At 36.1% G+C, this 17,099-nt stretch carries 16 protein-coding genes and 1 pseudogene; 13 read left to right on the top strand and 4 right to left on the bottom strand.

Going from position 1 to position 17,099, the window contains the following annotated elements; genetic code table 11:
* The first annotated feature begins 195 nt into the window (after positions 1-195).
* From AC1DUW_RS01395 to AC1DUW_RS01385, 3 genes are all read left to right on the top strand, one after another.
* On the top strand, positions 196-1,329 hold the full coding sequence (locus tag AC1DUW_RS01395) for an aminotransferase class V-fold PLP-dependent enzyme (RefSeq protein WP_477641850.1): 1,134 nt from the start codon (positions 196-198) through the stop codon (positions 1,327-1,329).
* 422 nt (positions 1,330-1,751) lie between these two features.
* The gene (locus AC1DUW_RS01390) at positions 1,752-2,564 is read left to right on the top strand and encodes a TrmB family transcriptional regulator (protein WP_477641849.1); all 813 of its coding nucleotides are present in this window, start codon (positions 1,752-1,754) and stop codon (positions 2,562-2,564) included.
* A gap of 62 nt (positions 2,565-2,626) precedes the next feature.
* Complete coding sequence (locus AC1DUW_RS01385; RefSeq protein WP_477641848.1) at positions 2,627-3,505, top strand: DMT family transporter; 879 nt, start codon at positions 2,627-2,629, stop codon at positions 3,503-3,505.
* A gap of 669 nt (positions 3,506-4,174) precedes the next feature.
* On the opposite strand, the gene AC1DUW_RS01380 is transcribed toward AC1DUW_RS01385, so the two are convergent.
* Positions 4,175-5,734, bottom strand: coding sequence for a PucR family transcriptional regulator (locus tag AC1DUW_RS01380; RefSeq protein ID WP_477641847.1), 1,560 nt, complete (start codon positions 5,732-5,734; stop codon positions 4,175-4,177).
* A 159-nt stretch (positions 5,735-5,893) separates the two neighbouring features.
* On the opposite strand from AC1DUW_RS01380, the gene AC1DUW_RS01375 reads away from it, so the two are divergent.
* The 7 genes and pseudogenes from AC1DUW_RS01375 to AC1DUW_RS01345 form a co-directional block, all read left to right on the top strand.
* Entirely contained in the window at positions 5,894-7,261 is a 1,368-nt protein-coding gene (locus tag AC1DUW_RS01375) for an aspartate aminotransferase family protein (protein ID WP_477641846.1), read from the top strand.
* On the top strand, positions 7,242-7,940 hold the full coding sequence (locus AC1DUW_RS01370; protein ID WP_477641845.1) for a CoA transferase subunit A: 699 nt from the start codon (positions 7,242-7,244) through the stop codon (positions 7,938-7,940). Before AC1DUW_RS01375 ends, AC1DUW_RS01370 begins: the two co-directional genes overlap by 20 nt.
* Positions 7,925-8,581, top strand: a complete 657-nt coding sequence (locus AC1DUW_RS01365) for a 3-oxoacid CoA-transferase subunit B (protein WP_477641844.1) — start codon at positions 7,925-7,927, stop codon at positions 8,579-8,581. The genes AC1DUW_RS01370 and AC1DUW_RS01365 overlap by 16 nt, the downstream gene beginning before the upstream one ends.
* Before the next feature lie 11 nt (positions 8,582-8,592).
* Entirely contained in the window at positions 8,593-9,774 is a 1,182-nt protein-coding gene (locus AC1DUW_RS01360; RefSeq protein ID WP_477641843.1) for a thiolase family protein, read from the top strand.
* A gap of 26 nt (positions 9,775-9,800) precedes the next feature.
* On the top strand, positions 9,801-11,066 hold the full coding sequence (locus AC1DUW_RS01355; RefSeq protein ID WP_477641842.1) for a peptidase: 1,266 nt from the start codon (positions 9,801-9,803) through the stop codon (positions 11,064-11,066).
* A 74-nt stretch (positions 11,067-11,140) separates the two neighbouring features.
* Positions 11,141-12,580, top strand: a complete 1,440-nt coding sequence (locus AC1DUW_RS01350; RefSeq protein ID WP_477641841.1) for an amino acid permease — start codon at positions 11,141-11,143, stop codon at positions 12,578-12,580.
* A 200-nt stretch (positions 12,581-12,780) separates the two neighbouring features.
* Positions 12,781-13,161: pseudogene (locus tag AC1DUW_RS01345) on the top strand (IS4 family transposase); the annotation flags it as partial.
* A gap of 143 nt (positions 13,162-13,304) precedes the next feature.
* Here AC1DUW_RS01345 and AC1DUW_RS01340 read toward each other — a convergent pair.
* Positions 13,305-14,003: a Crp/Fnr family transcriptional regulator gene (locus AC1DUW_RS01340; protein WP_477641840.1), complete on the bottom strand. Its 699-nt coding sequence runs from the start codon at positions 14,001-14,003 to the stop codon at positions 13,305-13,307.
* 88 nt (positions 14,004-14,091) lie between these two features.
* On the opposite strand from AC1DUW_RS01340, the gene AC1DUW_RS01335 reads away from it, so the two are divergent.
* The 3 genes from AC1DUW_RS01335 to AC1DUW_RS01325 all read left to right on the top strand — a co-directional run bounded on the left by AC1DUW_RS01335 (position 14,092) and on the right by AC1DUW_RS01325 (position 15,856).
* Positions 14,092-14,874 carry an HAD-IIB family hydrolase gene (locus AC1DUW_RS01335; protein WP_477641839.1) on the top strand — a complete coding sequence of 261 codons (783 nt, stop codon included), beginning with the start codon at positions 14,092-14,094 and terminating at the stop codon, positions 14,872-14,874.
* Between the two features lie 24 nt (positions 14,875-14,898).
* Complete coding sequence (locus AC1DUW_RS01330; RefSeq protein ID WP_477641881.1) at positions 14,899-15,075, top strand: HAD hydrolase family protein; 177 nt, start codon at positions 14,899-14,901, stop codon at positions 15,073-15,075.
* A gap of 88 nt (positions 15,076-15,163) precedes the next feature.
* A complete protein-coding gene (locus tag AC1DUW_RS01325; protein WP_089364763.1) occupies positions 15,164-15,856 on the top strand; it encodes a M24 family metallopeptidase in 693 nt (230 codons plus the stop codon).
* Positions 15,857-16,292: 436 nt separating this feature from the next.
* Here AC1DUW_RS01325 and AC1DUW_RS01320 read toward each other — a convergent pair whose 3' ends face one another.
* Positions 16,293-16,646: a DUF3147 family protein gene (locus AC1DUW_RS01320; protein ID WP_477641838.1), complete on the bottom strand. Its 354-nt coding sequence runs from the start codon at positions 16,644-16,646 to the stop codon at positions 16,293-16,295.
* Positions 16,637-17,053 (bottom strand): MarR family winged helix-turn-helix transcriptional regulator, encoded by a 417-nt coding sequence (locus AC1DUW_RS01315; protein ID WP_477641837.1) that lies wholly within the window; start codon positions 17,051-17,053, stop codon positions 16,637-16,639. The genes AC1DUW_RS01320 and AC1DUW_RS01315 overlap by 10 nt, the downstream gene beginning before the upstream one ends.
* Between the last annotated feature and the right edge of the window lie 46 nt (positions 17,054-17,099).

The following is a 17,099-nucleotide window of genomic DNA, read 5'->3' as shown; positions in this document are numbered from 1 at the left end:
TTATCAAAAGGTTGTTTTTTGATAAAGTTGTTTTTAGCAGCATAAATGTCTGTTATGGAATCTTATTTATGAACTGAAATAACGATAGCCAATAAGTGCTCTTTTACTTTGTTCAGCAATCGGGCCAAATAGTGGAAGAAGGATTTTAAAATTCACATACAGAATTATTTGATGTGAAGAAAAGGGGGTAAAGGAATGAACCATGATTTTTATCGCGCATTATTTCCTATATTAGCTACTCATACACATCTAGCTAGTTGCTCCCAAGGTGCATTGGCAAAGTCTGTTTCAAAAGCTATTGAGGAATATCATAATAGCCTACTTCTGTCGGGGAGTAATTGGAATGAAGCGATAAGTAAAGTGGATGAGACTAGGGGGAAATTTGCTGAACTTATTGGAGCCGAAACAGATGAGGTTGCTGTATTATGTTCTGTTTCTGATGCTATTTCTGCTATTGCAACTTCCCTCCCTTATCAGCAAGAGAAAAATAAAGTCGTGTTTACGGATATAGATTTTCCAACTGTAGGTCATATATGGTTTGCACAAGAACCGTTTAAGGATAATATTTCCGTAATTCGTTCTTCCAATGGGGAAATACCTCTGGAACAATATGAAAAAGAAATAACAACTGATACGCTTATTACATGTATTCCCCATGTGAATTATTACAACGGATATAAGCAAAACGTTAGAGAGATTGCTGATATTGTGCATAGAAAAGGATCGCTTTTATTCGTCGATGCTTATCAATCAGCAGGACATATTCCGATTGATGTGAAGGAGATGAAGATTGATATATTAGCAACGGGAACTCGTAAATACATGTTAGGAATTCCCGGTGTAGCATTTTTGTATATAAAAAAAGAACTGGCAGAGCAATTAAAACCAAGAGTTACGGGATGGCTGGGACAAGACCAAGTATCTTCATTTGACATTTATAATCCTGTTTTTGCAATGGGGGCGCGTCGATTTGAAACGGGTACGCCTTCTTTTATAAGTATTTATGCAGCTTATGATGCACTAAAATTACTACTTGAGGTTGGGATAGGTAATATTGAATTCTATTTAAAAGATCTAACCCAATTCACCATACATTATGGAAAAGAAAAAGGATTGCATCTCATTGGACCATTATCTACTGATAATAGAACAAGTCTAATGTCTTTTCATGTTGAAAATGCATCAAAAGTAGAAGGGATGTTAAGAGACAAAAAAATCATTGTTTCTGCAAGAAAAGATGTAATAAGAATTGCCCCTCATTTCTATAACATTAAAGATGAAATAAAATACGCAATAGATGAGCTTGCAATCTTAACAAATGGGAATTAAGTAAATATTTACTCAAACAAACCTGAATTGAGGATTATTTTGTTATTCTGCTAAAGGGCGCAATTGTTGAGCAACACAGATAGAAAATGATCAAAATTTTTATAATAGAATAATTCAATTGAATATATTAAGAGCATGTTTTGATCAATCTTTTTTTCAGAACACGCTCTTTCTTTTTGTTCGTTTATCAAGGTTATTAGAATTGATTTGATCAATCATTATTCCAAAGCTACAAAAGTTGGATGTGCAAAATAGCACTTAAAATAAGCGCAAATTACCTCCTAAAGTGACAAATAAAGTGGAAATGTTTATAAAGAGGTTGTACCGTTTTGGAAAACATTAAGTATTTGGCTGAGATTGTAGATTTTTTAGTATGAATGATTTATAGTAGTTAGTATATTAACTACTAAGAAGGTGAATTTATGGAAGACAAGGCCATTATTGAATTGCAAAAGCATGGATTTTCAAAATACGAGTGTAAGGCCTATATAGGTTTATTGAAATCACCTGCGATTACTGGCTATGAATTAAGTAAGCGTTCTGGCGTCCCAAGGTCAATGATTTATGAGGTATTGGGCAAATTACTTGATAAAGGAGCCATTCAAACGGTCCCCTCTGATCCTATTGTCTATAAACCTGTTGATCCAAAACAGTTACTTTCTCGTCTTAAAGAAGAGATGAATACGTCATTTGAATTGTTAGAGTCATCTCTTACAGTATTAGAAAGTGATCAAAAAGTTGACGTCGTGACGAGAATTGTCCAGTACGAGCATATTGTTCAAGAAATGCTTTCGATGATTCGATCCGCAGAAAAAGAGATTTGGTTATCAATCTGGGCTCCTGCGGTAAAAGATATTGAAAAGGCTGTGCGGGAGAAAGAAGGTTCTATACCGATTTTCACGGTTTTATTTGGAGCTGAAAATGAGACATTGGGACATACCTATCATCACAACTACATGGCCCCAGACATTGTGAGTAAACGAATGGGCGGATATTTGACTATTCTTGTTCGAGATGAAGAAGAAGCCCTTATTGCTAAGTTTAGTGATAGAGGTTCTGAGTGGGCTGTGAAGTCAACAGATCCTGCTCTCGTTCTTATTGCTACTGAATACATTAGGCACGACATTATGGTAGAAGAAATTACAAATGCATTCGGTCCTGAAAGGCTAGATGAGCTATGGAAAGCGCGAGAAGATTTAATTCATGTAATGACAGGAAAAAACAGCTTTGCATAAAGCTGTTTTTTTACCACCAAATTGATAGTAGTTATAATAATAACGACTTAGGAGGGTGTTGAATGTATGCCAAATTAAAGTTTGCCATCTCGATGGCCATATTTGGTTCAGTCGGTCTATTTTCAGAAAAAACAGGTCTACACTCGATTGAACTAGTTTTTGTGCGTTGCCTCAGTGCAAGTATTCTTTTAGGTACAATATGGGGCGTTAGTACATTAAAAACACAACAACCGAAGAAAGTTTCTATTCCTCGTAAGGAGTATTTACTTGCCTTATTATGCGGTGTATTCCTTATCGTAAATTGGGTGTTTTTCTTCCGTTCTTTAGAAGTAATGCCTATCACTGTGGCGGTATCCATTTATCATTTAGCACCCGTTATTGTACTTCTCTTAGGCTTTGTTATTTTTAAAGAAAAAATAACAAAAATGGGATTAGTCTTTTTCTTTATTTGCTTTTTAGGAACATTGTTAGTTGGGGGAATTCATCAACATACTACGATGACCGGATTTTTATCCACGGGTGTTTTATGGGCGTTTGCAGCAGCATTCTTCTACGCTCTAACTTCTATTACGGGAAAAGGAATTCAAATGCTTAGTCCTTTGTTAACAACCGTTATTCAAACAAGTCTGGGTGTTTTATTATTGATACCATTAGTGGATTGGTCAAACTTTACGCATCTTACCATGGAAAACTGGTTCTATATCCTTGTTACAGGATTTATTCACACAGGATTTGTCTTTTATTTATTTTTCAGTAGTTTGCGTGAGTTAGAGGCACAAACCATTGCTATTTTAGTCTTTGTTGATCCGGTGATCGCAATCTTACTGGATGTAACTATTTTGAACTATCGTCCTGATGTCTACCAGCTTCTCGGAATATTTCTAGTGTTTGTGGGAATCAGTTATTCTCCCAAAAAAGAAAGAAGTTTAGAAAAAGCGTAAATTTATTCGCCCAAACTTAATAGTGCAGTTTAAGATATAAAATAATAATGATAAATTTTGAGATGGTGAAATTCCTTATGGTTGCAAGGGATTTCACTTTTTGTGTATTCCTATAATGTCGATTATGTGAAAGAGATAGACAAAAAAATGTGCTTTTCTTATTCCACAATTTCAGCTATTAGGGGTACCGCCACATGCCCATCAAGGTAAGATACCATAATACCCCCAGAACGAAAATTTTGTGCATCTTACTCGTTTTTATCGTTTTGGGGGTGACCTATTTTCTTGGCTTGATGGACATGGGGTAATGATTTGCTTTAGCTTAATGGATATGTGACGCTACCCCATAGTGAGAAATGCTTTTCTTATTCAAGAAACGGGCGATTTCTACAATAAATGGAGATGCTTTTTTACTAAAGAAGAAGGGTACTTTAAGAAGAAATTTATTCATTAAATATCTATAGTATCCTGTCTTTTAAATGTTTATGTTTTTACTGGGAGCTTAATAAAAAGGATTAAAATTTATTTACTACATTAGTGGGAATAAAATAATTTTATTTTATGTCCAGGGGCTAGTGGGTTTATGAAGGGTTATATATTTGAAAGATATTAAGGTTTGTGGGGAAAAAGGGAAAAGAAAGGTGAAAGGTTTATTAAATCCGTTTCACCTTACTGAATTTGAATGTATTTTAATAATTTATATGCCAAAATAGCTAAGTATAACTTTATGCCATTATCATAATTGTTTAGGTCTAATCCAGTTTTTTTCTGTATCTGTTCTAACCTGTATTTCAGTGTATGGCGATGAATATATAGCTCGCTTGCTGTTTCTTTAATACTTTGATTGAAAAAAAGATAAGCTTCAAGTGTAGTAATGAGGTCTATACCTTTTGAATCAAGTAGATTTCCAAGGTATTTTTGGTAAAACTCTTCTAAATCTACCCCTGATTCTTTCATTTCAATGAGTAATTGATATAAGCCAAAATCGTTATAATGGACTATGGATTTTGGTTTAAATAGAATTTGGGAAAATCGTGCTGCTTGCTCAGATTCAGCAGCACTTTTGTGTAATTGATAAATGTCGGCAGTTGTTTTACCAATACCTATAGCTATTTGTTCATTTGATAATGTCGAATTCCAACTATTTAAGAGGTTCTCAGCTAACTCTAAAATATTTAATCCAGGTTTTGCTTCCACCAAAATAATGACACTATCGGATTTTGTCCTCATGATGTAGGGGATTTTTGACTTTCCCATGGTGTATTGAATAATTTCCGTTAACTCATTGTATTTTTCCTTGATTTTCTCCTCTTTCAATAATGGAAAATAAATGTATATGATACTTTGTGGATTTGAAAGGTCTACTCCTAGTTTACGTCCTCTCTCGATCATATCTTTATTATTTGGGATTATAGGATTTAATACTTCTTCTAGGAAGTCACTAGTGAGCCTCAATTGTGTCTCCTCTACTGCTTTCCTCCGCAAAAATTCAATCGCATATATAGTAGTGGCATGCTCAATTGCAATTGAATCCAATTCTTCCGATAACCTTTTTTCCTTTATAATGAGTAGACTTCCGTAGGTATTTTTATTAGCTATAATAGGTTGACTATTAATTTTGTAGTTATCCATTTGTTTTTCATATAGATTTTTTAAATTGTTAATATCAATAAAGTCATGTTTTATGTAGGAACTTATTATTTCATCTTTTGCTATAAGGATTACACTTGCATCAATTATTTCATGAAGGGTTTTTGTAATAGGATCAAATCCGTGTTGTTCTAATACAAGCCGTGTAAAATCCTGATGGATTCGTAGTGAATATTCAAATGTTTGGCTTTGTTTGTTAACAATTTGTACCAGTAGTTCTTTTGTAATCATAGAAAAGTTTATGTTTGCAGGAATTTCAATTAAAGGTAAGGCAAATTCGTCTGCGATGGTAATAAATGATTTTGGAATTTCCTTTAAATAAAATCCTGTATATATAGCTACTCCAGATAGTTTTCCGATGGATAAAAGCTTTTCAAATTCCTTACGTTCCTTCGTATTTTCTCCTAATCCGAATCCTGTTGTGATCAAAAACTCTCCATCTTGTAAACGATAGATATCTTCAATTACCTCCACAATAGTTACCCATTTGATCCAATTTTGTAACCCCTTTTTTCCAGCCTTTAATTTTGTTTGTTTCATAATAGGTAGTTGCAAAGCTTCATAAATCCGAATAGCCATAGATAGCCCCCTAGTGATTAAACTTAGATTATCCTATCCTCCATTATACGCGGTGTATAATGGAACATCTATTTTTTCATACGTTTGTCAAATTGTTATTTGTCAGAAATTTTAATAAAGTTTTAATATACTCTTATAATTCCGAGGGAGATGTAATGGATGAAGGAACGAGATTATTTAATTAAACCGGTATTAGGACAGCAATATCCAATAGCTGCATCTGCAAAAGGTATATATATATATGATCAGGATGGTAAGAAATATATTGATGGGTCGTCTGGAGCTGTAACGGTAAGCATTGGACACGGTGTACAGGAGGTTATCAACGAAACCCTTGCACAGGCAGAAAAAATTTCATTTTCTTATAGATCACAATTTACCAATGAACCAGCTGAAAAGCTAGCAGAAAAATTGAGTCAATTGGCTCCTGGAGATCTTAATTGGTCATTCTTTGTAAATAGTGGTTCAGAAGCGACCGAGACAGCGATGAAGATTGCTATACAATATTGGCAAGAAAAAGGACAACCACAAAAAGATCGCATTATATCTAGGTGGACTAGTTATCATGGCATTACAATGGGAGCATTATCCATGTCAGGACATGTATTAAGAAGACAGAGGTTTGCAGCGATGTTAGCTGATTATCCTTCAGTGTCTGCCCCATACACTTATCGTCGACCTGATAATTTAACTGAAGAAGAATGGGGTCTTCTTTGTGCTCAAGAACTTGAAACGGAGATTAGGCGTATTGGGGAAGAGCGTGTTGCTGCATTTATTGCCGAGCCAATTATAGGTGCTTCTGGGGGGGCTATCACTCCACCAGCTAATTACTATCAAAAAATCAAGGAGATTTGTGAGCGTTGTAACGTCCTATTTATTGCAGATGAGGTAATGACCGGCATTGGCCGTACTGGGAAGATGTTTGCAATAGAACATTGGAATGTTACTCCGGACCTTATTACTCTAGGAAAAGGAATGAGTTCAGGGTATACCCCAATGGCAGCTACTCTAGTCAGTGATAAAGTTATGGAGCCTATATTAAATGGATCTAAGTCTATTATGGGAGGCCATACTTACAGTGCTAATCCGCAATCTGCAGCAGTTGCACTAAAGGTTATAGAATACGTTGAGAATCATCAGTTGGTAGAAAGAGCCGAAGAACAGGGTAATTATCTAATGAGCAAATTGAAAGCGCTTTTAGATTCTTACGAAATGATTGGAGACGTACGTGGAAAAGGTCTTTTAATTGGAATGGAATTTGTAGCCGACCGGGAAAAGAAAACCCCTTATTCCACTGAATTAAATGTAACGAATAGGGTAATTAAACAAGCTTTTGAAAAAGGATTACTTGTTTACCCAGCTTCGGGAGCTATTAATGGCACAGGGGATGCTATTATCATTTCGCCACCGTTAGTTATCACAACAGCTGAAATTGATGGTTTAGTAGATATTTTAGAAGAGGCAATTTCTGAAGTACAATGTGAACTCAATATGGAGGGGAAAAATAATGCTGCTGTCCAAGTCTAAACAAGGAAAAGTAAGTACTTTAGAAGAAGCTCTTCAAAGAATTTCTGACGGCTGCTCCTTGATGTACGGGGGATTTGGTGGTATCGGTACTCCTCCCACTATTGTAGAAGGGATATTAAATAAAGGATGTAAAGGTTTAAGTTTAATAGGTAATGATGCGGGCTTTCCAGACGTTGGGATTGGGAAATTGGTTAGTTCTGGAAGGGTTAAGAAGCTAATTGCTTCTCATATTGGATCGAACCCAGTAGCTGGTCAATTAATGAATAAGGGGGAAATGGAAGTAACATTTTCCCCACAAGGAACGTTGATTGAGCGTATTCGAGCTGGTGGTATGGGGTTAGGTGGTATTTTATCCGATGTGGGTTTAGGCACGATTGCAGAGGAAGAAAAGACACATATTACTGTAAATGGACGGAAATATATGGTCGAAACAGCTTTAACTGCTGAAGTGTCTATAGTTTATGCTTCAAAGGCCGATCATCTTGGAAATCTCGTATTTGATAAAAGTGCACGTAATTTTAACCCATTAGTTGCTATGGCGGGGAATTTTACAATAGTTGAAGCAGATGAGATTGTTCCAGTGGGTGAACTTGATCCAGAATCGATTATAACCCCTGGTATCTTTGTTGATTTGGTAATTCCAAGTGAAGGAGTGAATTGGAAATGGGTCTGGGAGTAGATCGCTACCGCATCGCTAAACGCGCTGCCAAAGAAATAGAAAATGGAATGATTGTTAATCTTGGAATAGGGATTCCTACATTAGTTGCTGACTATATCTCATCAGATATTTCTGTTCAATTCCATGCTGAGAATGGAATATTAGGTACTGGTCCAACACCACAAAGAAGTAAGGTTAATCCTAATTTATGTAATGCCGGTGGATATCCGTGTTCTGTAGTTCAAGGAGCTTCCTTTTTTGATAGTGCGACTGCCTTTGGCATAATCAGACGAGGACGATTAGATGTAACCATTTTAGGAGCCCTCGAAGTAAGTGAAAAAGGCGACCTAGCCAATTGGATTGTTCCTGGAAAACTTGTCCCGGGCATGGGTGGAGCGATGGAGTTGGCTCAAAAGTCTAAAAAAGTAATTGTACTGATGAACCATACAAATAAACAAGGTGAATCAAAAATCCTAAAGGAATGTACATTACCCCTTACTGCCAGTGGGTGTGTTAATTTGATCATTACGGAAATGGCTGTGATTAAGGTAACGCCACAAGGATTAGAGTTAAAAGAGGTTATGGATCCTTATACAGTGGAAGATGTAATTAAACATACGGATGCACAATTGAAAATACTTAAGACTGCGGAAAAAGTTTAGGAGTGAATAAAATGGAAGATGCCGTCATCGTAGCAGGAGTTCGTACTGGAGTAGGTGCATTTGGAAAGTCCCTTAAAAGTGTTTCTGCCACCGAAATGGGAAGACAAATATTGGAAGGGTTAATGAATAAGACCACTCTTACAAAAGAGGACGTAAATGAAGTAATATTTGGTCATGGTTATGTACATGGGGGAGGACTAAATTCAGCCAGAATATCATCTCAATTAGCTGGCTTCCCAAAGAGTGTTCCAGGGCATGTTGTAATCAAGGCATGTGGTTCAAGTTTAAAAGCAATTACTAGCGCAGCCTTAACGATTAAGGTAGGTCAAGAAGAGGTGGTAATTGCAGGCGGGGTTGAGAACATGAGTCAGGTCCCTTATTTAGTTAAAAATAGATGGGGGAAAAAGTTTGGTAGCGTTGAAATGGAAGATGCCCTATTAACTGATGGCTTAATCTGCTCATTTGAAAATGAACATATGGGTATGACTGCGGAGCGTTTATCGCTAATTTATAATATTTCTCGCGAGGAACAAGATAAATTTGCTTACGATAGCCATAAAAAGGCAGCTCGGGCATTTGAGAATCATTATTTTGAAGAGGAAATCTTACCTGTTCAGGTTCAGGGTAGGAAGGAATCCTACTATTTCAGAACAGATGAGTCTGTACGAACGGATATTCAGCTAGAAAAGTTAGTAAATCTTCCACCAGCTTTTAAAGCAGATGGATCAATCTCTGCTGGTAATGCCTGCCCTATGAACGATGGTGCAGCAGCTGTATTAATGATGTCAAAGAAGAAAGCTTTAGAAAAAGGTATAAAGCCTTTGCTAAAAGTGAAAGCGTTCTCTAGTGCTGGGGTAGAGCCAAGTATTATGGGGATTGGCCCTGTTCCAGCAACAAAAAAGGCACTAGAATTAGCAGGGTTAACTATAGATGATATTGGTTTGATTGAGCTTAATGAAGCTTTTGCTGCCCAAGCATTAGCTGTTATTAAAGAATTAGAGTTAGACTATGCAAAAGTAAATGTTAATGGTGGAGCTATTGCATTAGGGCATCCTGTTGGAGCAACTGGTGCTAAGCTAACCGTTAGCTTAATAAATGAAATGTTACGTACCAAAACAAAGTATGGAATGGTGACGCTATGTATGGCCGGGGGCATGGGGCTTACTGTCATATATGAGAATTTAACATTGTAACCAGATTTAAAGCGAGGTGGACTTTAGTGAATTTAATCAAAGAGCAAATTCAAACATGGTTAAGTGAGCATAATGGTGAGGGTACACAACTATTACAGCGACTTGTACAAGCCCCGAGTATTTCTAAAAATGAGTTAGAAGCGCAATCAATAATCAGTGAAGTATTGTCCGAAATGGGATTAAAGGTGGATACCTGGGAACCGAATGGAAAAGAATTAACAGAGAGCCCTTACTTTTGCTCCTCAAGGGATGATTTTACAGGAAGTCCCAATGTTGTAGGTGTTCTGCCCGGAACAGGTGGAGGCCGATCTATAATCTTAAACGGTCATATTGATGTTGTGCCTGAAGGTGACCGTGAACAATGGACAGATGATCCCTATAGTGGAGCGATTAAGGAAGGGAAAATGTATGGCCGTGGCGTTACGGATATGAAAGGTGGGCTAGTCTCATTTCTTTTAGCCATACAAGCCATCCAGCAACTTAATATTAAGCTGAAAGGTGACGTTATTTTTCAAAGTGTTATAGAAGAAGAGAGTGGTGGAACAGGGACTTTATCTACTATTTTAAAAGGCTATAAAGCTGATGCTGCACTAATCACGGAACCTACTAATATGAGAATTTTCCCTAAACAGCAAGGATCTATGTGGTTTCGGATTTTTGTTAAAGGACGATCAGCCCACGGGGGAACACGATATGAAGGTGTTAGTGCTCTTGATAAAGCAATGATTCTAGTGGAGCAAATCAGGGCTTTAGAGTCTAACCGGAATCAACGTATTAATGATCCTCTATATGAGCAAACCCCTATCCCAATTCCTATTAATATCGGAGTTGTTTCAGGTGGAAACTGGCCATCTTCAGTACCTGACTTGCTAAAAATAGAGGGGAGAATGGGTGTAGCACCTAATGAGAAGGTAGATGATGCACAACGTGAAATGGAGGAATATCTGCAGCAACTATCAATGATAGACCCGTGGTTTAAGGATAACCCTCCTGTCTTGGAATGGTTTGGTGCTCGATGGCTGCCAGGGGAAATAGATCTTGAACATGATTTGATGAATACGTTAGTTCATCAATATAGGGAAACTACTGGTGGAGAACCTATGATAGAGGCTTCTCCTTGGGGGACTGATGGAGGATTACTTACAGAGGTTGGGAAAATACCAACCGTTGTATTTGGACCAGGGACAACAGAAATGGCGCATTTTCCAGATGAGTATATTGAATTGGATAAAGTTTTTAAATCTGCAGAAATTATTGCATTAACGATGATTCAGTGGTGTAGTATCGAGTGAAATATCTGAATTAAAGGAAATGTCCATAATTAGTTTATATTCACAAAACGGCTGATTTATATTAGGAGGGTGTTATGGCTGAATTAGATAAGGAACAAGGTCTGCAGAGGGTAATGAAAAGTCGCCATTTATTTATGATTGCTTTAGGTGGCGTAATCGGTGCAGGATTTTTCAACGCTTCAGGTTTTACGATTAGTCAGTCAGGCCCTATAGGTGCTGTATTAGCCTATATGATGGGCGGACTTATTATGTATTTAGTAATGCTGTGCTTAGGGGAATTGACTGTAGCAATGCCAGTATCTGGATCATTCCAAACTTATGCGACTAAATATATTCATCCGTCAACAGGCTTTACAGTTGGGTGGATTTATTGGATCGGATGGTCCTCAACCGTAGCTTATGAGATTATCATTATAGGTTCGCTGATGCAAAGATGGTTCCCGGATATCTCTCCATGGATCTGGTCATTAATTGCAGGAATTGTACTATTCTCTGTTAATGCCCTCTCTGCACGTAGTTTTGCAGAAACAGAATTCTGGTTCGCGAGTATTAAGGTAGTCGCTATAATTTCGTTTATTTTAATTGGATTAGCTGTTATTTTTGGCCTTGTACCAATTGAGGGTGAAACGGCAGCTCCTTATTTTACGCACTTAACAGAATTTGGCTACTTCCCTAATGGATTATTGGCAGTAGTTATTGCTATGATGGCTGTTAATTATTCGTTAGGTGGTACAGAACTCGTAGGAATCGCTTCTGGTGAATGTGAAAATCCAGAGAAGACGATCCCAAAAGCTATAAACCAAACTGCATACCGAATTATTCTATTCTTTGTTTTATCAATAATTATTGTTGTTTCTATAGTTCCTTGGCAACAAATCCAGCCAGATTCTAGCCCATTTGTTACTGCTCTAGATAACATTGGTATACCATATGCAGCTGATATTATGAACTTTGTAATTATTACCTCATTACTATCTGTTGCTAACTCTGGTCTCTATACCACAACTAGGATGTTATACTCGCTTTCTAGTTCTAAGATGGCACCAAAATCCTTTCAGAAATTAACTAAAAAAGGTGTACCTTTACTTGCTTTAACGGCCAGTATGGGGGTCTCCTGTGTTTCTATTCTTGCTTCAAAAGTAGCAGCTGAAACTATTTATACCTGGATTCTTTCTGTAGCAGGAATGGCGTCCATGTTAGCTTGGATGAGTATTGCGGCATCCCAGTATTTCTTCCGTAGACGATATGTTGCTGAAGGTGGAAAAGTTAGTGATTTAAAATTCCGCACACCACTATACCCTTTAGTTCCTATCTTGGCATTTGTCTTTAATCTGGTTGTATTAATTAGCTTGGTGTTTGACGAAGGAACTAAATTGACTATTTATATCGGTGTGCCAGTAGCCATTGCATTTCATTTAATCTATATTTTATTTTTGCAAAAACGCGGAAAGAAAGATGTGGAATCTTCAGACCAAGAGGATTATGAAAATGTGCCTTTAGTAAATAAAAGTTGAAACACAAAAGTGAACATAATCAAAAAATAAATCAAAAATAAAGGAAAATGATTCACTTTTGTATTAATAGATAATAAAAATGCATTTTGTTTTAACTGGGGTACCGCCACATCCCCATCAAGCTAAGTTGAATTGTTATCACCATAATGGAAAAAAACGCTATTCTTTTTGTAGAATATACAGAAAGGATGGCGTTTTCTATGGCTTTTTCTATTTCAGAAGAAATGAATCTCTTTTCTCAAGAACTACAAAACTACTTGTCTCCAATCGTTCTCCAACAGTTAGCCAAAAAAATTGGATTTGTAAAACGATCGAGCAAATACCAAGCACAAGAATTGGTTGCCTTATGTGTATGGCTTAGTCAACAAGTAGCAAGTACGCCACTCACACAATTGTGTAGCCGTCTCGAAGCATCTACAGGTGTCCTTATGAGTCCTGAAGGGCTTAACCAACGATTTAATGCTTCAACCGTGCAGTTTCTTCAACAAATTTTAGCAAACCTTTTAACTCAAAGAATACATTCAACAGAAGAAATACTTCACCCATACTCCACGACTTTTCACCGTATTCGAATACTAGAGAGGCGATTATCGAATGAAACTTGAAGTGAAAAAACGAGAGATTTTTATGATTGGTTTAAATGAGTATTCTAATGTAGAAATAAGTGGTGGGAAAAATGCAAGATCGTCTACTGGATACATACATTACATCGTCACTGAGAAATTTACTTATATCGGATTCCATTGGACATTTCTTCTAAATTAGTCCAATTTAATATACGAATAGAATTTTTGTCTCTTTCAATAATTTTCTTTTGGGAAAGAGAATGAATAACTCGATTTAGATGGCGATATGTAGTGCCAAGTAAATCAGCAACCTCTTTAATATTGGAAGTCTTTAGCTCTATTCCAAAGTTATTATCAGGTTCAGGTGATATTGTGGACATAAGGTAACTCGCAAATTTGTTTTCCACAGATGCTAATAAATTTACACGAGAAGCTGTTGTACAAGTTTGAAGCTTATAGCTTACATGTTCTAAAAGTATATGCAAAAACTTTGGGTTATCCATTTCATGTTGTTTTATATAATCAAAATGTAGTCCAATGAACAAGCATTCATTAACTGCTTTAACTTGTGATTGGACGGGAACGTCACGAATTAATTCAATATCACCAATAATGGAAAACGGTTGAACAAATCTTAGTAAAAGTGATTTTCCAGTTTCAACACTTGAGGTTATTTTCACTTTCCCTTCCACTAAAAATAATAGTGATTCCAGTTCAATTCCTTCAAGTAAAATAATTTCATCTGGTCCATATTGCTGCAATGTAAATGGGATTTGCTTTTCTTGGTCAAACATTTTTTCTATATGATATTCTCGTAATTTTGATTCAAGTAGCTTCAAGTCCTGAATAAACTTCATATAAAACTCCTTTTGAGACATATGTCCTTTTCATTATAAGATAAACTGATATGATAAGAACAATAAAAAATTGTAGGAGTGGCATAGAATGAAATTTGTGTTCGATTTAGATGGGACAATTTGCTTTAAAGGTCAGCCTATTTCTGAAAAACTACTAGTATCATTAGAAAAGCTAATATCACAAGGGCATGAGGTCATTTTTGCTTCAGCTAGGCCAATACGTGATTTACTCCCCGTCTTACACGAGCGTTTTCATCAATACCCAATCGTTGGTGGAAATGGATCAATGGTTGCAATTAAAGGAAAAATCATATCAACGATTAGTTTTGATGAAGAAACGCTTGCAAATATTGTTCAATTACTTAGAACTTATAACGCTTCTTATTTAATAGATGGTGATTGGGATTATGCCTATACAGGGCCAGCTACACATCCAATTTTGAATAACCTTGATCCACAAGGACGTGCTAAAAACGTAAAATTGGATAAATTAGAGTCAATCGTGAAAATTTTAGTGCTTACTTCAGATAATATGGAAGAAATTGAAGAACGGCTTAGCAATATGAATGTTGTGGTTCACTCTCACGGAAATGAGGGAATTTTAGACATAAGTCCAAACGGGGTAGATAAGTGGAGTGGCTTGCAACAATTGGGTATAGAAGAGAGAGAATATATAGCATTCGGTAATGATGCTAATGATATTACGATGTTTCAACATGCGATGTATTCAGTTATGGTTGGTGAAAATTTACAACTAACCCCATTTTCATCTGAACAAGTGTCATTAAGTGAGGATATAGAAAAACTTCTAGTGAAAAGACTTAGTGAATTAGGAGATTTAAACTCAATAAAAAAGTTGGTAAACATATAAGAAGTAACCTATCTAGAGAAGTTTATTTGCTTTGGAAATGACATGAATGATCTCCCATTATTTCAAAAAGCTCACTATTCAGTGGTAATCGGTGAATATGAACCTCTTCTTATGATAGCGAAGGATCAAATTTTAAGTGATGAAAAAGTCGAACAAAATATTATATCTAATCTACAAGAGCTTAGTACAATATTTGTTTAAAAGGATAATTATTAATTTTACTTTTCTTCTAAACATCAATTAAGTATGATCAATTTTAATATATTATTATGAGAGGTGGAGGGAAGTTTTGAATCAATTCCTAAAGAAAAGACATTCAGCCTTAAGAGATGCCGAAAGGAAGGCTGAAGAGCTATTCAGAGTGGTTGATGAAAAAGGTATATTACGTGATGGTGTAACTGAAAAACAAATCAATAGAGAAATTTATGAATTGGCCTTTCGAATGTTCGGAATTAAGAAATATTGGCATAAACGCATTGTGCGAGCTGGAAGGAACACATTATTTCCTTATAGAGAAAATCCACCAGATTTAACCGTGTCGGAGGAAGATATTATATTTCTTGACTTTGGTCCCATCTTTGAAGACTGGGAAGCTGATTTCGGCCGGACATACGTTCTTGGAGAAGATCCAGTCAAAATAAAGCTTCGTAATGACATTAAACAAGCTTGGGAAGAGGGAAAAGCCTTCTTTCAATCCAGGCCTAATATTACAGGTAGTGAACTCTTCGCATTTGTTTGTGATCTTGCAAAAAAGTATGGATGGGAATATGGAGGTCCGCACGCCGGTCATCTTATTGGTGAGTTCCCTCACGAACGAGTTCAAGGAGAAGAAGTTGAGAACTATATTCATCCTGATAATGAAGTTCCCATGGGAGAACCTGATAGAAACGGTCAACCACGAGATTGGATTCTAGAGATACATTTTATTGATCGAGACCTAGAAATAGGCGGTTTCTATGAACAGTTATTAACAGTTGAATAGATGGGGATAGTAGGGTCTGGAGACCACTCTAAGATTAAAAGACGATTTCTGTAACAAAATGTTCAATTTTGTTACAGGGATCTGTTAGTTTTGTGAAATCTATTCTCATGTTGAAGAAATTCGTCCAATTGTAATGTTTTGATTTTATTTTAGTGAACCACATTGCACCATTATCACCTTCAGGTCGATCACGTTTCGTACCTGTTAAAGATATCAATACGTTCAAATTATTGATACATATATAGCACTTCAAGGGTTATTTAAAGTTAGGAAAATTTTATCTTTGCTTATTCAAGAAAAGATCGCGATTCTTTAATAAGAATCGCTTTACTTAATGAACTCCCTCAGTATGATAGCTATAGCTCTAACCTGCCCCGATAGTTGCATAAAGAAGAGCTGCCTTAAAGACAGCTCCGATCTTAAGCTAATGCATCTGTTAGTTGAAGAAAAGAAATCTGACGTATTTTAAAACAAGATCTTGAACCAATAAAAATATCAACCAGCCACATACTCCTAAACCAATGGATATAAATAATTGAACGGAGTTTTGTAAGGCTATATAAACGATCACTAACAAAACAGCAGTAGCAGGAAATCCCCAAAGTACCCCTAATGCAAACTTGCTTAATGTTGCTGTTTGTTCCCCTTGGACATACAGCCATATAATGCTAAGTAAACTAACTAAAGGAAGAGCAGCTATTATTCCTCCATATGAAGGAAATCTTCTTGAAATCTCCGTAACAACACCAATAACGATTGCTGAAGCAATAATTTTCGTTATCACATACATTGTTTTGCTCGCTCACTTAAGATTTTTAGGGCTTGTTCTACTAAATTCTTTTCATTGTCATCTAGTTGATTCAACACTTGTTCTAATTTTTCTTCATCTAGACTCGTATTTCTATGTAAAACTTCTTTACCAAAATCCGTTAGACAAAGAATTACTTTTCTTTCATCAAGAGGATCTCTCCCCTTTATTAAATAGTTCTTTTCAATCATTCTTTTAACGTGTTCCGAGGCAGTATTATGAGAAACTTGTATGTATGAAGCAATCTCATTTACTCCTATCTGTTCCTGTTTATCTACAAGTTGAAGAATACGGACCACTTGATGAGAGATCTTTTCTTTATGGAGATAATGTAAATGAAAATAAATATCCGTCCAATATTGGTTTAATAGTGAAACTTTACTGTTCACAAATACCACTCCTTTATATCGTTAATTACGATTATATCGTATTGTA

Source organism: Peribacillus sp. P4_C12, assembly GCF_056402095.1.
The sequence above is the reverse complement of the archived record's forward strand: the minus strand, read 5'-3'. Positions and strand labels throughout refer to the sequence as shown.

Bases quoted from the DNA above. Each gene is read 5' to 3' on its own strand.
- AC1DUW_RS01395 (WP_477641850.1), top strand. From the start codon at position 196: ATGAACCATGATTTTTATCGCGCATTATTTCCTATATTAGCTACTCAT.
- AC1DUW_RS01390 (WP_477641849.1), top strand. From the start codon at position 1,752: ATGGAAGACAAGGCCATTATTGAATTGCAAAAGCATGGATTTTCAAAA.
- AC1DUW_RS01385 (WP_477641848.1), top strand. From the start codon at position 2,627: ATGTATGCCAAATTAAAGTTTGCCATCTCGATGGCCATATTTGGTTCA.
- AC1DUW_RS01380 (WP_477641847.1), bottom strand. From the start codon at position 5,734: ATGGCTATTCGGATTTATGAAGCTTTGCAACTACCTATTATGAAACAA.
- AC1DUW_RS01375 (WP_477641846.1), top strand. From the start codon at position 5,894: ATGAAGGAACGAGATTATTTAATTAAACCGGTATTAGGACAGCAATAT.
- AC1DUW_RS01370 (WP_477641845.1), top strand. From the start codon at position 7,242: ATGCTGCTGTCCAAGTCTAAACAAGGAAAAGTAAGTACTTTAGAAGAA.
- AC1DUW_RS01365 (WP_477641844.1), top strand. From the start codon at position 7,925: ATGGGTCTGGGAGTAGATCGCTACCGCATCGCTAAACGCGCTGCCAAA.
- AC1DUW_RS01360 (WP_477641843.1), top strand. From the start codon at position 8,593: ATGGAAGATGCCGTCATCGTAGCAGGAGTTCGTACTGGAGTAGGTGCA.
- AC1DUW_RS01350 (WP_477641841.1), top strand. From the start codon at position 11,141: ATGGCTGAATTAGATAAGGAACAAGGTCTGCAGAGGGTAATGAAAAGT.
- AC1DUW_RS01340 (WP_477641840.1), bottom strand. From the start codon at position 14,003: ATGAAGTTTATTCAGGACTTGAAGCTACTTGAATCAAAATTACGAGAA.
- AC1DUW_RS01335 (WP_477641839.1), top strand. From the start codon at position 14,092: ATGAAATTTGTGTTCGATTTAGATGGGACAATTTGCTTTAAAGGTCAG.
- AC1DUW_RS01320 (WP_477641838.1), bottom strand. From the start codon at position 16,646: ATGTATGTGATAACGAAAATTATTGCTTCAGCAATCGTTATTGGTGTT.